Annotated in this window: 13 protein-coding genes; 9 read left to right on the top strand and 4 right to left on the bottom strand. The window is 68.6% G+C overall.

Annotated features, from left to right (window positions below; genetic code table 11):
- The first annotated feature begins 31 nt into the window (after positions 1–31).
- Entirely contained in the window at positions 32–352 is a 321-nt protein-coding gene (locus ACLJQM_RS08630) for a hypothetical protein (protein ID WP_247018046.1), read from the top strand.
- Positions 353–425: 73 nt separating this feature from the next.
- Here ACLJQM_RS08630 and ACLJQM_RS08625 read toward each other — a convergent pair whose 3' ends face one another.
- On the bottom strand, positions 426–1,595 hold the full coding sequence (locus ACLJQM_RS08625; RefSeq protein ID WP_247018045.1) for an acyl-CoA dehydrogenase family protein: 1,170 nt from the start codon (positions 1,593–1,595) through the stop codon (positions 426–428).
- Between the two features lie 130 nt (positions 1,596–1,725).
- On the opposite strand from ACLJQM_RS08625, the gene ACLJQM_RS08620 reads away from it, so the two are divergent.
- Positions 1,726–2,412 (top strand): 4'-phosphopantetheinyl transferase family protein, encoded by a 687-nt coding sequence (locus ACLJQM_RS08620; protein ID WP_360779796.1) that lies wholly within the window; start codon positions 1,726–1,728, stop codon positions 2,410–2,412.
- Between the two features lie 191 nt (positions 2,413–2,603).
- Here ACLJQM_RS08620 and ACLJQM_RS08615 read toward each other — a convergent pair whose 3' ends face one another.
- Both ACLJQM_RS08615 and mihF read right to left on the bottom strand, forming a co-directional pair.
- On the bottom strand, positions 2,604–3,758 hold the full coding sequence (locus ACLJQM_RS08615; RefSeq protein ID WP_410630677.1) for an isochorismate synthase MenF: 1,155 nt from the start codon (positions 3,756–3,758) through the stop codon (positions 2,604–2,606).
- Between the two features lie 79 nt (positions 3,759–3,837).
- Complete coding sequence (mihF, locus tag ACLJQM_RS08610; RefSeq protein WP_026468624.1) at positions 3,838–4,149, bottom strand: integration host factor, actinobacterial type; 312 nt, start codon at positions 4,147–4,149, stop codon at positions 3,838–3,840.
- A 434-nt stretch (positions 4,150–4,583) separates the two neighbouring features.
- Here mihF and ACLJQM_RS08605 point away from each other — a divergent pair, with 434 nt between their 5' ends.
- From ACLJQM_RS08605 to ACLJQM_RS08575, 7 genes are all read left to right on the top strand, one after another.
- Positions 4,584–6,212, top strand: a complete 1,629-nt coding sequence (locus tag ACLJQM_RS08605; protein ID WP_410630676.1) for a long-chain fatty acid--CoA ligase — start codon at positions 4,584–4,586, stop codon at positions 6,210–6,212.
- A 122-nt stretch (positions 6,213–6,334) separates the two neighbouring features.
- Positions 6,335–7,600, top strand: a complete 1,266-nt coding sequence (locus tag ACLJQM_RS08600) for an ABC transporter substrate-binding protein (protein ID WP_410630675.1) — start codon at positions 6,335–6,337, stop codon at positions 7,598–7,600.
- Positions 7,597–8,493, top strand: coding sequence for a carbohydrate ABC transporter permease (locus ACLJQM_RS08595; protein WP_410630674.1), 897 nt, complete (start codon positions 7,597–7,599; stop codon positions 8,491–8,493). The genes ACLJQM_RS08600 and ACLJQM_RS08595 overlap by 4 nt, the downstream gene beginning before the upstream one ends.
- Complete coding sequence (locus ACLJQM_RS08590; protein ID WP_410630673.1) at positions 8,490–9,305, top strand: carbohydrate ABC transporter permease; 816 nt, start codon at positions 8,490–8,492, stop codon at positions 9,303–9,305. The genes ACLJQM_RS08595 and ACLJQM_RS08590 overlap by 4 nt, the downstream gene beginning before the upstream one ends.
- Positions 9,306–9,384: 79 nt before the next feature.
- A complete protein-coding gene (locus ACLJQM_RS08585) occupies positions 9,385–9,528 on the top strand; it encodes a hypothetical protein (protein ID WP_410630672.1) in 144 nt (47 codons plus the stop codon).
- 132 nt (positions 9,529–9,660) lie between these two features.
- Positions 9,661–11,385: a TIGR03767 family metallophosphoesterase gene (locus ACLJQM_RS08580; RefSeq protein WP_410630671.1), complete on the top strand. Its 1,725-nt coding sequence runs from the start codon at positions 9,661–9,663 to the stop codon at positions 11,383–11,385.
- Between the two features lie 174 nt (positions 11,386–11,559).
- A complete protein-coding gene (locus ACLJQM_RS08575; protein WP_410630669.1) occupies positions 11,560–13,119 on the top strand; it encodes an SIR2 family protein in 1,560 nt (519 codons plus the stop codon).
- Here ACLJQM_RS08575 and ACLJQM_RS08570 read toward each other — a convergent pair.
- Complete coding sequence (locus ACLJQM_RS08570) at positions 13,106–13,297, bottom strand: hypothetical protein (RefSeq protein WP_410630668.1); 192 nt, start codon at positions 13,295–13,297, stop codon at positions 13,106–13,108. The two genes, ACLJQM_RS08575 and ACLJQM_RS08570, sit on opposite strands and share 14 nt — an antisense overlap.
- Positions 13,298–13,470 lie beyond the last annotated feature (173 nt).

Below are 13,470 nucleotides of genomic sequence, written 5' to 3'. Positions count from 1 at the left end.
CCAGACGGCGTGCGTGGGGGACGCTCGAAGGGTGACTGAGGAAACGATCCAACTGGAACTGGACGACTCGGGTCTCGCGCCGGGCCTCCCGGCGCCGGCACACCCCCGCGATCAGGTGCAGGATGTGCCCTATCGCCCCGTCGAGTTCCGCGATGACGATCTCCCCACCGCCCTCGAGCGGTGCTCCACCTGGCTACGGCAGGCGCAGGAGTGGCTGGGCGAACCCCTCGACGTCCTGGCCATCCACCTCGACTACGACGACCGCCAGGGCTCGCCGTACTACGACGTCAAGCTCCTGTGCAACGAAGAGGACCTCGCCGGCGTCCCGATCGCCATTCGCAACAAGCAGTAAGCAGTACGCAGCCGAACAGCCGTCAAGGCCGCCGGGAATCGGCGGCCTTGACGGCTTCACGCGCTTGGGCGGCTCAGCCCAGGACGCCGCCGACCTTCACGTGCCCCTTGAGGAGGTTGCGCGCGATGGTGCGGCGCTGGATCTCGTCGGTGCCTTCGTAGATGCGCAGCAGCCGCAGCTCGCGGTACCACCGCTCGATCGGCAGCTCCCGCGTGTAGCCCATGCCACCGTGGATCTGCAGGACGCGGTCGACGATTTCGTTGGCCTTCTGGCCGCCGTACAGCTTCGCCATCGACTGCGCGTGCCGCGAATCGATGCCCTGGTCGACCTGCCAGGCAGCGTTCAACACCAGCCACCGCAGCGCTTCGAGCTCGACACCGGAGTCGGCGATCATCCACTGGATGGCCTGGCGTTCGGCGATCTTCTGCCCGAACGTCTCGCGCGTGTTGGCGTGCTCGATGGCCATGGAGATCAGCCGCTCGCACGAACCGATCGCGCGGGCCGGCAGGAGGTAGCGGCCCTGCCCGATCCACTGCATCGCGAGTTCGAAGCCGCGGCCCTCTTCGCCGAGGATCTGCGTCTCGGGCACGCGGACGTCCTGGAAGATCAGCGACGCCGGGCCCCACTCGCCCATGGTGTCGATGTATTCGGACTTCCAGCCGGCCTCGCGGTCGACGAGGAAGCAGGTGACGCCGCCGTTGGCGCCCTTCTCCGGGTCAGTGATCGCGAAGACCATGGTGAAGTCGGCTTCGTTGCCGCCGGTGATGAAGGTCTTCTCGCCGTTGATGATCCAGTCGGTGCCGTCCTTGCGGGCGGTGGTGCGGATGGCCTTCGCGTCCGACCCCGCACCCGGCTCGGTGATCGCGAAGCAGGACTTGCGCTCGCCCGAGATGGTCGGCAGCAGGTAGGTCTGCTTCTGCTCGTCGTTGGCGTGGAACAGGATGTTGTCCGCGGCGCCGCCGAAGCGGAACGGCACGAAGGTGCGGCCGAGCTCGGCCTCCAGCAGCGCGGCCATCACGGCGGAGAGCCCCATGCCGCCGTACTCCTCGGGCGTGAAGACGCCCCAGAAGCCGGACTCCTTCGCCTTCAGCTGGAGGTCCTTCAGCTCCTCGCCGGTGAGGCCGGGCTGGTGCGCGCGCTCGCGGCGGAGGACTTCCTGCTCGAGCGGGATCAGCTCCCGCTGGACGAACGTGCGGACCCAGTCGCGCACTTCACGTTCTTCGGTGCTGAGAGAGAAATCCATGGGTGAGCTGCTCCTCCGACACTGGCTAAGCGCTTGCTTACCTCAGGGTACCCCGTGAGAGGTGGATTACCCCAGACCTGCGCCCGAATTCGTGACAAGCGCCCGGGCGCCCGGAAGGATCGGAGGGGTGATGGAGATCGTGGTCCGCTGGTCGTCGCCGCTGCCCGCCGAAGAGCGCTTCCTGCGCCTGCTGGACGAAGTCGAGCAGGACCGCTTCGGGGCGTACCGCCAGGACGCCGACAAGCGCCGCTTCCTGACCGGCCGCGTGCTGGCGAAGACGGTGGCGGCGGAGCGCCTCGGCCTGACCCCCGAGACGGTGAAGTTCGACGCGACCTGCGAAGACTGCGGCAAGCCCCACGGCAGGCCCCGGGTCCCGGGCGCGGACCTGACGCTGTCGATCTCCCACTCGGGCGACCTGATCGGCCTCGCGGCAACCCCGTCGGTCCCGGTCGGCCTGGACGTCGAGACGGCGAACCGCCGCGCGGACGACGGCCTGATCGAGTACGCGCTGAGCCCGGCCGAGGCAGCCCACCTGGCGGGCCTCGCGCCGGACGAGAAGGCGGCGGCGTTCTTCGTCTACTGGACGCGCAAGGAAGCGGTGATGAAGGCCACGGGCAAGGGCCTGCGCATCCCGCTGCAGAGCATCACGTTCTCCCGCTACGACGAACCGGCCCAGCTGGTGTCTTCCGGGGACGCGGCGCTTGACCCGGCACGTACGCGACTGGTGGACCTGAAGGCGGCGGACGGCTACCGGGCGGCCATCGCGGTGCTGACGACCGAGGAGCTCTCGGTGACCGAGGAGCACTGGGTTCCCTAGGCGCCACCCGCCAGGGCCATCGTCGGCGGCGGTCCGGCGCGCGCTCGACGTCGCACGAGAGGCACGCTCAGCGAACCGGTGAGCCGCCCACCGGCACCCGATCGTGGAACTCACTCAAGACGGAGCTCGGCCGGTAGCAGTGGCTACGCCAGCGACCGCCCAGCGGCGACCCCCTGGATCCCGCCGGCCGGCTAGCCGAGCGAGTCCTCCAGGCCCATCGCCGCCAGCAGCGTCCGGAACTTCGCCGTCGTCTCGTCCAGTTCCGACTGCGGGTCCGAGGCCGCCACGATGCCGCCGCCCGCGTACAGCCGCATCGATGTCGACGCGATCTCCGCGCAGCGGATCGCCACCGCCCACTCGCCGTCGCCCGTTGCGTCGACCCAGCCGACCGCTCCCGCGTAGTAGTCGCGGTCGAACGGCTCCAGTTCCTGGACCAGCTCGCGGGCCCCCTCCGTCGGGGTGCCGCAGATCGCCGGGGTCGGGTGGAGGGCGGCCGCCAGGTCGAGGGCCGTCACCTCCGGGTCGATCAGCTCGCCCGTGATCGGGGTGCGCAGGTGCCAGATCGCCGGCGTCGTGACCAGCTCCGGGCCCGCCGGGACGTCCAGCGTGCGGCAGAACGGCCGCAGGGCCTCGACGACGTAGTCGATGACCACCGCGTGCTCGAGCTGGTCCTTGCGGGACGTCCGCAGCGCCTCGCCGTTGGCGCGGTCGGTCGCCGGGTCGGGCGAACGCGGCATGGAGCCCGCGTGCGGGGACGAGAACACCGTGCGGCCGGTGCGGCGCAGCAGCAGCTCGGGGGTGGCGCCGACCAGGGACCGGCCGCCGGGCAGCTCGGCCGCGTACGTGAAGTGGCGCGGGTTGCCGACCGCCAGGTTGCGCACGATGCGCTCGGCGGGCACCGGCACCGAAAACTCGAGGTCCAGCGCGCGGGCCAGGACGACTTTGCGCAGGTCCCGCGAAGCCAACGCGTCCACCGCCGCCTGCACGCCGGCCATGTGCTGCTCGGGTGACGGCACGGCGCGCACCCGGACGGGCGCCGGCAGGACCTCACGCGGCAGCGAAGGTGCCCCTTCGGCACGGTGGACGGTCCGGGGCACGACGAGGTGGCCCGGCACCTTCGTGTCGGGCCCGGTGTCGAACGGCAGGACGCCGACGGCCAGCGGGGCTCCGGTCTCGGCCAGGACGCCGGGGATCGCCGAAGCGAGCCGCCGGGGGTCCGTTTCGGTGACCGTCCGGATTGTGCCCTGCGCGAGGAGTGCGCGCTGGGCCGTCGTGAAGAGGAAGTCGCCACGCTGGTAGCGGGCGGCGAGGTCAACCGGGGTGGCCGGGTCAGGAGAACTCACCACTCCAGCGTCCCAGGCTTCGGGAGATCCGCGAGGGAAGTGTCGCGAGCGACACTCCCCTCGCGGGAGCTCCTGGTGACGGCTACTTGAGCGCGTCGATGAGCGCCTCGCGCTGGCGCTCGCCCAGGCCGGCGGCCCGCCGGTCCGGGTCGATGCCGGCCTGCTCGAGCAGGGCGGCGACCTTCACCGCGCCGAGGCCGGGGACGGCCTTCAGCAGCTGGGTGACCTTCGTCTTCCCGATGGTCTTGTTCTCCTTGGCCTGCTTGAGCACCTTTTCGATGCTCTCCTTGCCGGACTTGATCGACGCGAGCAGTTCCGAACGCGCCTTGCGAGCCTCGGCGGCCTTGGCCAAGGCGTCAGCGCGCTGCTCCGGAGTCAACGTAGGCAGAGCCAACGTAGTGTCCTTTCCTCTCAGGTCTCCGCTTTCGCGGCCGACAGCTTTTCTGAGTGCTTGCTCCTGCAAGCGCTGCTCAGCCGTCTCTTGCCACGGCCCCAGTAAACGCCACCGGCTTCGCGGCCGTGCAACCGACACGCACTTATTACCCCCGGAGGTGATACCGGGCAACCCGCTCCGGCCTGCGGAAACGCTCCCAATCAGCGGTCCGCGTGGCACAACTCACCCGGAAGTGGAGCCTCCGTTACCCGGCGCATTTCCTTGTCCGCAAGGAAAAGGCGGGAAATTGATGATCTTGATCATCGTCCGGTCGTCCCCCGATCGCGCGACGACCGTGACCGAACGGAGCCGTTGTTGACCATGCCCGCTTCACCCGATCCGCACTAGAGTCGGCCCAACCCCAGTTCACCGGCGAACAACCCCCGGGAGCGACCATGTTGAGCACCATGCAGGACGGCCAGCTGTCGCTGGCGAACCTGCTCCGCCACGGCACGTCGGTGCACTCGGCGAGCGAAGTCATCACCTGGACCGGTTCAGAAGCCCGTCGCGAGAGCTACGGCGAGCTCGGCCGCCACGCCGCCCGCCTCGCGAACGCGCTCCGGAGCCTCGGCGTCACCGGCGACCAGCGCGTCGGCACGTTCATGTGGAACAACGCCGAGCACCTGGCCGCCTACCTGGCCGTCCCGGCGATGGGTGCCGTGCTGCACACCCTGAACATCCGGCTCTTCCCCGAGCAGCTGACGTTCGTCGCCAACCACGCCGAGGACCAGGTCGTCATCGTCGACGGCACGCTCGTCCCGCTGCTGGCCAAGCAGCTGCCCGAGTTCAAGACCGTCCGGCACGTCATCGTGGCCAACGGCGACGCGGCGGCCCTGCAGGCCCCGGACGGCGTCCAGGTGCACGCCTACGCCGAGCTGCTGGCCGCCCAGCCGGACACCTTCGACTGGCCGGAGGTGGACGAGCGCTCCGCGGCCGCGATGTGTTACACGTCGGGCACGACGGGTGACCCCAAGGGCGTCGCCTATTCACACCGCTCGATCTGGCTGCACTCGATGCAGGTCTGCATGAGCGACAGCATGAACCTCGCGCAGAGCGACAAGGCGCTGGCCATCGTGCCGCAGTTCCACGCCATGGCGTGGGGCCTGCCGTACGCGGCGCTGATGGTCGGCGCGTCCCTGGTCATGCCGGACCGCTTCCTCCAGCCGGCCCCGCTCGCCGCGCTGCTCGCCGCCGAGAAGCCGACGTTCGCCGGCGCGGTCCCGACCGTCTGGCAGGGCCTGCTCGCCCACCTCGAAGCCAACCCGCAGGACATCTCCCACCTGCGCGAAGTCGTGGTCGGCGGGTCGGCGGTGCCGCCGTCGCTGATGCACGCGTTCCAGGAGAAGCACAAGGTCTCGATCCTGCACGCCTGGGGCATGACGGAGACGTCGCCGCTGGGCAGCGTCGCGCGCCCGCCCGCGGCCGCGACCGGCGACGAGGCCTGGCGCTACCGCTACACGCAGGGCCGCTTCCCGGCGTCCGTGCGGGCGCGGCTGCTCGACGACGACGGCACGGTGCTCCCCTGGGACAACGAGGCCGTCGGCGAGCTCGAGGTCCAGGGGCCGTGGATCGCCGGCTCGTACTTCGGCGGCTCGCAGGTCGACCCGGACAAGTTCCACGACGGCTGGCTGCGCACCGGCGACGTCGGCAAGATCAGCGCCGACGGCTACCTGACGCTGACCGACCGCGCCAAGGACGTCATCAAGTCCGGCGGCGAGTGGATCTCCTCGGTCGACCTGGAGAACCAGGTCATGGGCCACCCGGCCGTCGCCGAAGCCGCGGTCGTCGGCATCCCCGACGAGAAGTGGGACGAGCGGCCGCTGGTCGCCGTCGTGCTCAAGGAGGGACAGACCGCCACGCCCGAGGAGCTGCGCGAGTTCCTGAGCGACAAGGTCGCGAAGTGGCAGCTGCCGGAGAACTGGACGTTCGTGGACGAAGTCCCCAAGACGAGCGTCGGCAAGTTCGACAAGAAGCGCATCCGCGCGTCCTACTCCGAGGGAAAGCTCGACATCGCCCAGCTCTAACGGGTAAATCTCCGGCGAGTCTTCATGTTCGCGAAGGCCACCTTGAGGAACTCTGTCTTCCTCAAGGTGGCCTTCACGGACTTCACGAAGGGGTTCTGGGGATGCATAACAGGCGCAGGTTCATGGCACTGGCGGGCGTCGGCGCGCTGACGGCGGCGTGCGGGTCGAACACCGGGCGGCAGGGCGACCCGCCGCCCTCGACGGCCTACTCGGCCGGGCCGCCGCCGTCGGACGCACCCAAGGTCGCGCTCCAGCAGTGGTACCACGCGTACGGCGAGGACGGCGTCCAGGAAGCCGTGAAGCGCTACGCGGCGAGCTACCCCGGCGCGAGCGTGAACGTGCAGTGGAACCCCGGCGACTACGACTCCAAGATCGTCACCGCGCTGCAGAACAGCAAGGTGCCGGACGTCTTCGAGGCGCAGGTCAAGATCGACTGGGTGCGGCAGAACCAGGTCGTCTCGCTCGACGACGTCATCGCGCCGGTGAAGGCCGACTTCAGCCCGGCCGTGCTCGCCGCGCAGACCGTCGAAGGCAAGGTCTACGGCATCCCGCAGGCCACCGACACGCAGGTGCTCTTCTACCGCAAGAGCCTGCTGCAGGCGGCCGGCGTGCAGCCGCCGCAGACGGTCGACGAGCTGATCGACGCGGCCGCGAAGCTCACGAAGGACGGCGTCAAGGGCTTCTTCGCGGGCAACGACGGCGGCGTCGGCGTGCTCACCGGCCCGCTGCTGTGGTCGGCGGGCCTCGACTACCTGAAGAGCGGCAACCGCGAGGTCGGCTTCGACGACCCCCGCGCCGCGACCGCCTTGGGCAAGCTGCACACGCTCAACACCAACGGATCCCTGCTGCTCGGCGCGCCGGCCGACTGGTCGGACCCCGGTGCGTTCGTCGACGGACTCGCCGCGATGCAGTGGACCGGGCTGTGGAACGTCCCGAAGATCCGCTCGGCGTTCGACGACGACTTCGGCGTGCTCCCGTTCCCCAAGCTCGACGGCAGTGGGGCGCCGTCGGTGCCGGTCGGCGCGTACGGCGCGATGGTCAACGCCAAGAGCGCGCACGTCGCCGAGGCCAAGGCGTTCGTGAAGTGGCTGTGGGTCGACAAGACCGACGACCAGCTGGAGTTCGCGACGAAGTTCGGCTTCCACGTGCCGGCCCGCCAGAGCCTGATCGACCGCGCGGACAACCTCAAGAACGGCCCGGCCGCCGACGCGGCCCGGTTCGTCAAGGAGAACAGCCACCTCGTCGGCGGTCCCGTGTGGACCCAGCAGGCGAACACGGCGCTGTCCGACGCGGCCGCGAAGATCGCGAAGGAGGGCGCGGACCCGGCGGCGCAGGTCAAGACGGCCGTCGGGGTGGCCCAGTCCGAGCTGAAGCGCCTGTTCGGATGAAGCGGCGCGACGCGCGCGCCTTCTGGCTCTTCGTCGGTCCGTTCCTGCTCGGGCTCGCGGTCTTCGCGTACCTCCCGATCGGCTGGAGCGCGTACCTGTCGTTCTTCGACGCGCGGAACACCGTGACCCCGACGGACTTCGTCGGGCTGGACAACTACGGGCACATGCTCACCGACGAGCCGTTCCTGTCGAGCCTGGGCACGTTCAGCGTGTTCGCGGTGTTCATCGTGCCGCTGACGTTCGTGCTGTCGCTGGCGCTGGCGCTCGGCGTCAACCGGCTGCGGTTCGCGCGGGCGTTCTTCCGGTCGGTGTTCTTCCTGCCGTTCGCGTGCTCGTACGTCGCGGCGTCGCTGATCTGGAAGACGTCGTTGTTCTCCGGTGTCCGATACGGACTGGCGAACTCGGTGCTGGCGGTCTTCGGCGTGGACCCGGTGGCGTGGACCGGGACGGTGCACCCGCCGCTGTACTGGATCGTGCTGGTGACCGCCCGGCTGTGGCTGCAGCTGGGCTTCTACATGATCTTGTTCATCGCGGCACTGCAACGGATCCCGCAGCACCTCTACGAGGCGGCCTGGCTCGACGGCGCGAAGCCGGGCTGGCAGGTGTTCCGGTACGTGACGCTCCCGCAGCTGCGGTCGACGGCGGTGGCGGTGCTGCTGCTGAACCTGATCAACGCGTACCAGGCGTTCGACGAGTTCTACAACATCATGGGCGACAGCCGCGGTTATCCGCCCTTCGCCCGGCCACCCCTGGTCTACCTCTACTACACGTCGCTGGGTTCGGGCGGCCAGGACCTCGGCCGCGGCAGCGCGGGCGCGGTGATCCTGGCGCTGATCATCGCGCTCGTGACCTTGCTGCAGGGCCGCGTCCTGCGCTTCGGGAGGCCGGCATGAGGGCGGTACTCCGGTGGGTTTCCCTGATCATCGCGGCGATCCTGTTCCTGCTGCCGTTCTACCTGCTGCTGCGCAACGGTCTGGCGTCGCGGGCGGAGATCACCGCTCCCGGGTGGACGTTCTTCCCGTCCACAGTGCACTGGGAGAACTTCTCGAAGCTGTTCTCCTCGGAGGACGTCCCGTTCGCGCGCAGCCTGCTCAATTCGGCGATCGTGGCGGCACTGCAGACGGTCGGCCTGCTGGTGCTCTGCTCCCTGGCCGGCTACGGCCTGGCCCGGATCCCGTACCGGCACACCAAGATCGTGTTCTACGCGGTTTTGGCGACGCTGATGATCCCGACGTCGGTGACGTTCGTGCCGAGCTTCGTGGTGGTCTCGTCGCTGGGCTGGCTGTCGGACTTCCGCGGCCTGGTGATCCCCGGGCTGTTCAGCGCGTTCAGCGTGTTCCTGTTCCGCCAGTACTTCCTGGACTTCCCGCGCGAGCTGGAGGAGGCCGGGCGGATGGACGGGCTGAGCCGCTGGGGCGTGTTCTGGCGGGTCGTCGTGCCGAATTCGAAGGGGTTCTTCGCGGCGATCGCGGTCATCACGGTGATCGGCAGCTGGAACGCGTTCCTGTGGCCGCTGATCATCGCTCAGTCCCCGGACTCGTGGACGGTCCAGGTGGCGCTGTCGGGCTTGCTGACGGCGCAGAACCCGCAGCTGAACCTGCTGTTCCTGGCGGCGGCGGTGTCGATCCTGCCGATCGTGCTGCTGTTCGCGTTCCTGCAGCGGTACCTGGTGCGCGGCGTGACCGAGTCCGGGTTGACGGGCTGAACCCACCAGCCTGAGCCCGGTCAAGAAGCCGTCGGGCAGCGGCGCGCCGGCCAGGAAAGCCGCGCGCGCCGCCAGGTCGTTGTTTTGGCACGTCAAGGACAAGGCGCAGCTCCTCGACCTGCTCGCCGAAGCCGTCTGCGAGGACGCGTTCGAGATCGACGGGACGGCTTCCCCGCCGTCAAGGACGCCGAAGTCGTCCTCGACGGTCTCGCCGCGCGGCTGAAATGACCACGACCTTCGGCGGTACACCCACCCCGACGCCCGTGACAGGGTAGCTCGAAATGTCACGTTCACCGTCCGGTCATCGACGTCCGGCACGGTGCTGGCAACCGAGAAGACTGGGGAGCGAACAACCATGGCCGAACTCACCCGGCGCACCGTCGCCACCGCGGGCGCCGCCGGTCTCGGGCTCCTGCTCTGCACGCCCACCGCGAACGCCCTCGACCGCGCGCTGCGGCTGACCGGCACGCGGTCGGTCAGCACCACCGGCACCACGCTCGAGCAGGTCGCGACCGCGTCGGGCACCGGCTACTCGCGGCTGTCCGCGGGCCCCGGCTGGCCGCTGGTCGTCCGGAGCGACCTCGCCGCGCCGCAGACCGGGCGCGACGACCGCCGCCGCGCGCTCAGCGCGTTCGTGCAGTTCACCGACCTGCACATCACCGACACCGAGAGCCCCGCGCGGTTCGAGTACCTGCACCCGTTCATCGGCTCCGCGCACCGGCCGCAGGAGGCGCTCGGCAACGTCGCCACCAGCGCGCTGGTCGAGCGCGTCAACAGCGTGCGGCAGGGCCCGTTCACCGGGCGGCCGTTCGACCTCATGGTCACCACCGGCGACAACACCGACAACCACGAGCTGATCGAGCTCGACTGGTTCCTCAAGGTCCTCAACGGCGGCAGCGTCACGCCGAACTCCGGCGACGCGAACGCGTACGAAGGCGTCCAGAGCTCGGGCAACAAGGAGTACTGGAACCCGTCGATCCCGGGCGTCGGTGACGACTACTCGGCCAAGGGCTTCCCGCAGCTGCCGGGCCTGCTCGAAGCGGCGCTGAAGACGTTCACCGCGCCAGGCCTGGACGTGCCGTGGTTCTGCACCTTCGGCAACCACGACGACAGCATCGTCGGCTCGCTGCCGGCCCAGATCCCCGGCATCGATGCCTGGTACACCGGCAGGTACAAGGTGATCGGCAAGGACGAGACGACCGCGAAGAAGCTCGCGGCGGCCATCCAGAAGCCCGGTTCGAGCATTCCGGTCGCGGAGCTGTTCGGCGGCTCCGGCACGATCCGCGAGATCACGCCGGACGCGCGGCGCCGCCCGTTCACCACCGGCGAGTTCGTCCGCGCGCACCTCGACGCGGCCAACACCGGCCCCGGCCCGGTCGGTCACGGCTTCAGCAGCGCCAACGCCGACGGCAAGAACGTCTACTACACGTTCCGGATCGCCCCGGGCATCACCGGGATCAGCCTCGACACGACCACGGACGCCGGGTTCGCGGACGGCTCGATCGGCCTCGCGCAGTACAACTGGGTGGAGTCGACGCTCAAGCGCAACAGCTCGGCGTACTACGACTTCTTCGGCCGCAAGGTCACCCATTCGGTCACCGACGAGCTGTTCATCCTGTTCAGCCACCACACGAGCGGCTCGATGGGCAACCTCCTGCCGGACTCGCGCCACCTGCTCGACCCGCGCCTGGACGGCAACGCGTTCGTGGCGCTGCTCAAGCGGTTCCCGAACGTGCTGGCCTGGGTCAACGGTCACACGCACCGCAACCAGATCACGGCGCACGCCGGCGGCACCCCGAAGCAGGGCTTCTGGGAGATCAACACCGCGTCGCACGTCGACTTCCCGCAGCACGCGCGGATCGTCGAGGTCGCGGACAACGCGGACGGCACGTTGTCGCTGTTCACGACGTTGATCGAGGCGGAGGCGCCGTACGCCGTCGACTACGGGGACCGGACGCCGCAAGCGCTTGCGTCGCTGTACCGCGAACTGTCCTACAACGACATCCACACCGACCCGGGCCGCGTGGGCGCGGCCGCGGACCACAACACCGAGCTGCTCCTGGTCAACCCGCTCGCCTGATCACCAGGCGGGGTGGTGGGCCCCGCTCGATCGGCCCACCACCCCGATCTCCGCCGAAAATAACTGGGCAGAAGGTTGACTTAAAGGGGACACAAAGCCGCCCGTTCCGTTTCTCCTGCCCACTCTGTGTGCCCGCTTCGCTAGACTGATTGGCCCGAGTCGGCGAGGTGAGCTTTGGTTAACCATGATCGACCCCCGCATCGCGATCCCGGAATAGGCTTCTTCGACGAAGCCGACACGAAGGCCGCCATCCGGAAGATCGCCGATGCGCAGCGGCTCACGATCTTCACCGGCGCCGGTATCGCGGCGGATCTCCGGGTTCCGAACTGGTCAAAGCTCGTATCCCGGCTCCTCGAGAACCTCGAGTCGAGGACTTACCGAGATGATCAGGAGTGTCGTGCCACCGTCCACCAAGCCGTCGACTTCTTCCACCAGATGCCGGCCGCGTCGATAGTCGACGCACTCTACGAGGAACTGTTCCCCGGCCGCGCCACCGAGCAGCGGAACGAGGACATCGCTCGGATCCTGTACGCCGACCGGCAATTGGAGCACGAAGCGATCCCAGAAGACTCTCTTGCGGTATACGTACTCCGACTGGCAGTCGCCAAGCGCCTGGCCGGCTGCGACGTGCACATCCTCACCACAAATTACGACGACGTGCTCGAACAGATCGCGAACCACGACGTCACGTTCAGTGGTTTGCGACTGAACGGCGTCGAGGTTTACACAAGCTGGGATCCGGACGACGACGGACTGGCTAATGGTGTGCCGATCTCCCACCTTCACGGGTTCATACCCCGCGGAGGAACCGCCACGTCCGTGGTTTTCTCCGAGAGCGAGTACATCAAGTGGGACCAGGCCAGCCCGTGGCGGGATTACCTTCCCAAGCGAGTGGCCGGAGGCGGCCTGACCCTCTTCGTCGGAGCGTCGTTGCGGGATTACAACATCGCGGCGATGATCCGGCGCTTCAGCAAGGGTGAGGTCTACGCCCTGCTGCCAGTGGAAGACGAGGTCGCGCACGCCCAGCTGCGGGAGAAGCCCTGGTCACCACCCAGCGGGCGGTACGCGGCACTTCGCGGTCTGCACCTCGGCGTCCAGGTCCTGCGTCCCGACTTCTACGGGCAGGTCTGCCAATTCTTGAACGAGGCGGCGATCCCGGGGGATCTCCGGGTACCGGAATACTCGACCCGGCTGAGGAAGTGGTGGGATTCCTGGTCGAGGCAGGACCACAACCCGCTGGGGCTCGCGCACCTGACCGCCTGTTCCCAGGCACTCCGGCAGTTCGCGACCGACGAAGAACAACAACTCGACCGAGCGTCCTACGTGAAGGCGGAGGTGTGGGTCCGCGACTACCCGGACAAACGCCAGCTGAGCCTCTACGCATCGTCACAGAGCGTTGTCCTGCCCGGCCGGGGGTACTGGCCGCACAGCGCGAAGATCGAGCATCTTTCACGTTACGCAGCCGTCTCCGCCTTCGCGGCACGCCAAGCCACCGAAGGCACGGTCGCGTACCGCAATGACGGTCGGTGGACACATTTCCTGGCGGTGCCCGTAATCCTGCCGGAGGCGCCCTATTACGAACTCCCGGTCGGAGTGGTGATCTTGCTTCTGCACGCACCAGACGTTCACGACGACGTCTACTTCGGAGAAGCCGACAGCGGTCGAATGCGCGACCTCGCAGTGCGGATGAAAACGCTGGGCCAGAACTTCTTGAGACCGGCTACTTCTTCTTGAGTCCGTATCGTTCCTTCAGCACCTCGCGAAGCCCGTCGGTACCCACTCGAGGTGTCGCGACCTTGACGACCCGCACTCCGGCTCGCTCTTGACTCCGCATGCGCACCCGGCTGCCGGTCTCCACCGACAGCACCGGGCGGTACTCGTACTCCTCTGCAGGTGCAGCGGCGTCGTCCATTCCACTCACGCTCCATCCCGCAACCGGCCAGAGAAACAGAAAAATTCAAGTCTACAGTACGTCGGCGCGCGACGGAACCGTCGACGTAACGGCTGCGCCACGCCGGTGAATTGCTGCCCCGAAGTTACGCCGGAGGTAATCGACCGGCGGCGGGGGGTTCCGGCAGGCTGGGC

The organism is Amycolatopsis sp. cmx-4-83 (assembly GCF_046548815.1).
In the GTDB taxonomy this organism is placed as follows: domain Bacteria; phylum Actinomycetota; class Actinomycetes; order Mycobacteriales; family Pseudonocardiaceae; genus Amycolatopsis; species Amycolatopsis pretoriensis_A.
The sequence above is the reverse complement of the archived record's forward strand: the minus strand, read 5'-3'. Positions and strand labels throughout refer to the sequence as shown.

Coding starts and splice junctions, on each gene's coding strand:
- ACLJQM_RS08605 (WP_410630676.1), top strand. CDS start 4,584: ATGTTGAGCACCATGCAGGACGGCCAGCTGTCGCTGGCGAACCTGCTC.
- ACLJQM_RS08590 (WP_410630673.1), top strand. CDS start 8,490: ATGAGGGCGGTACTCCGGTGGGTTTCCCTGATCATCGCGGCGATCCTG.
- ACLJQM_RS08570 (WP_410630668.1), bottom strand. CDS start 13,297: ATGGACGACGCCGCTGCACCTGCAGAGGAGTACGAGTACCGCCCGGTG.
- ACLJQM_RS08580 (WP_410630671.1), top strand. CDS start 9,661: ATGGCCGAACTCACCCGGCGCACCGTCGCCACCGCGGGCGCCGCCGGT.
- ACLJQM_RS08600 (WP_410630675.1), top strand. CDS start 6,335: ATGGCACTGGCGGGCGTCGGCGCGCTGACGGCGGCGTGCGGGTCGAAC.
- ACLJQM_RS08625 (WP_247018045.1), bottom strand. CDS start 1,595: ATGGATTTCTCTCTCAGCACCGAAGAACGTGAAGTGCGCGACTGGGTC.
- ACLJQM_RS08595 (WP_410630674.1), top strand. CDS start 7,597: ATGAAGCGGCGCGACGCGCGCGCCTTCTGGCTCTTCGTCGGTCCGTTC.
- ACLJQM_RS08620 (WP_360779796.1), top strand. CDS start 1,726: ATGGAGATCGTGGTCCGCTGGTCGTCGCCGCTGCCCGCCGAAGAGCGC.